General features: G+C 56.2%; 1 tRNA gene and 2 rRNA genes (1 of these 3 cut by a window edge). All 3 read right to left on the reverse strand.

From position 1 onward, the window contains the following. Positions 1–77 (reverse strand) — tRNA-Met (locus A8950_RS18165). 96 nt (positions 78–173) lie between these two features. Further along, a 5S ribosomal RNA gene (rrf, locus tag A8950_RS18170) occupies positions 174–288 on the reverse strand. A gap of 116 nt (positions 289–404) precedes the next feature. Further along, positions 405–2,500, reverse strand: a 23S ribosomal RNA gene (locus A8950_RS18175); it runs 664 nt beyond the window's last position.

Below are 2,500 nucleotides of genomic sequence, written 5' to 3' on the forward strand. Positions count from 1 at the left end.
TGGTTGCGGGAGCAGGATTTGAACCTGCGACCTTCAGGTTATGAGCCTGACGAGCTACCGGGCTGCTCCATCCCGCGATGAAGTCTTGAAGCGGGAAAGGCGCGCTGTTTTGTGGCGCGCCTTTTGGTTTTTGTCGTTGTTGATCTGATGCGTGTTGGATCCGGGCTTTGAAGACCTGGCGGCGACCTACTCTCCCGCGTCTTGAGACGAAGTACCATTGGCGCTGAGGGTTTTCACGGCCGAGTTCGGGATGGGATCGGGTGCAGGCCCCTCGCCATGACCACCAGGTCATCGAAGGCCGGATGCGATTTCTTCGCGCGTGTTGGCGCGAAGGATTACCAGAGTGAACTGCTGAATGTGCCGAGGCCTTGTTCTGGTCGGCGAGGTTTGTGTGACGAAGATGAAGTATCAAGCCAATGGAGCGATTAGTACCGGTTAGCTCCGTACGTTACCGCACGTCCACACCCGGCCTATCAACGTGATGGTCTTTCACGGCTCTCATAGGGAGTACTGGTTTTGAGGTGGGTTTCCCGCTTAGATGCTTTCAGCGGTTATCCCGACCGTACATAGCTACCCGGCGATGCCGTTGGCACGACAACCGGTACACCAGAGGTACGTTCACCCCGGTCCTCTCGTACTAGGGGCAAATCCTCGCAATACTCCAACACCCACGGCAGATAGGGACCGAACTGTCTCACGACGTTCTGAACCCAGCTCACGTACCACTTTAAATGGCGAACAGCCATACCCTTGGGACCTGCTCCAGCCCCAGGATGTGATGAGCCGACATCGAGGTGCCAAACGACTCCGTCGATATGGACTCTTGGGAGTCATCAGCCTGTTATCCCCAGCGTACCTTTTATCCGTTGAGCGATGGCCCGTCCACGTGGGACCACCGGATCACTATGACCGACTTTCGTCTCTGCTCGACTTGTCAGTCTCGCAGTCAGGCGGGCTTATGCCATTGCACTCGACAGCTGATTTCCGACCAGCCTGAGCCCACCATCGCGCGCCTCCGTTACTCTTTGGGAGGCGACCGCCCCAGTCAAACTACCCACCATGCAGGGTCCCGGCCCCGGATCACGGGGCGCGGTTAGATATCAGAGAACCAAAGGGTGGTATTTCAAGGTTGCCTCCATGCCAACTGGCGCCGGCACTTCAAAGGCTCCCACCTATCCTACACATTCATTCCCTAATACCACTGCAAAGCTATAGTAAAGGTGCATGGGGTCTTTCCGTCTAACCGCGGGTACTCCGCATCTTCACGGAGAATTCAATTTCGCTGAGTTGGTGTTGGAGACAGTGGGGAAGTCGTTACGCCATTCGTGCAGGTCGGAACTTACCCGACAAGGAATTTCGCTACCTTAGGACCGTTATAGTTACGGCCGCCGTTTACTGGGGCTTCGATTCAGAGCTTGCACCCCTCCTCTTAACCTTCCAGCACCGGGCAGGCGTCAGACCCTATACGTCGTCTTATGGACTTCGCAGAGCCCTGTGTTTTTGTTAAACAGTCGCCACCCCCTGCTCTGTGCCCCCCCTCCATGGTTGCCCATGAAGAGGGCCCTCTTCTCCCGAAGTTACGAGGGCAATTTGCCGAGTTCCTTCAACACCATTCTCTCAAGCGCCTTGGTATACTCTACCAGTCCACCTGTGTCGGTTTAGGGTACGGTCTATACGCTGGCGTTATTTCCCGGAACGCCTTCGCTGCCCCCACCAATCCGATAAGGGGGAACAACTTACGGCATTCGTCACGTCCAGCAGGCCCTGGAATATTAACCAGGTTCCCATCGACTACGCCTTTCGGCCTCGCCTTAGGGGCCGGCTCACCCTGCGTGGATTAACCTTGCGCAGGAACCCTTGGACTTACGGCGACAGTGTCTCTCACACTGTTTATCGCTACTCATGTCAGCATTCTCACTTCCGTTACCTCCAGCATGGCTCGCGCCACACCTTCGCAGGCTTGCGGAACGCTCCGCTACTGCGCCACCAGGGACGCTACCCTGATGACACCCACAGCTTCGGTGCATGGCTTTAGCCCCGTTACATTTTCGGCGCAGGACGGCTTAACTAGACCAGTGAGCTATTACGCTTTCTTTAAAGGATGGCTGCTTCTAAGCCAACCTCCTGGCTGTCTTGGCCTTCCCACATCCTTTCCCACTTAGCCATGACTTGGGGACCTTAGCTGGTGGTCTGGGCTCTTCCCCTCTCGACGACGAACCTTAGCACCCGCCGTCTGTCTGCCGGACTATGACCCGTTGGTATTCGGAGTTTGGTTAGGTTTGGTAAGGATCGCTCCCCCCTAGCCCATCCAGTGCTCTACCCCCAACGGTGAACATCCGGCGCTCTACCTAAATAGATTTCGCGGAGAACCAGCTATTTCCGAGTTTGATTGGCCTTTCACCCCTATCCACAGGTCATCCCAAACCTTTTCAACGGTTACGGGTTCGGCCCTCCAGTCGGTGTTACCCGACCTTCAGCCTGCCCATGGATAGATCACCCG

The organism is Dongia mobilis, assembly GCF_004363235.1.
Taxonomy (GTDB): Bacteria; Pseudomonadota; Alphaproteobacteria; order Dongiales; family Dongiaceae; genus Dongia; species Dongia mobilis.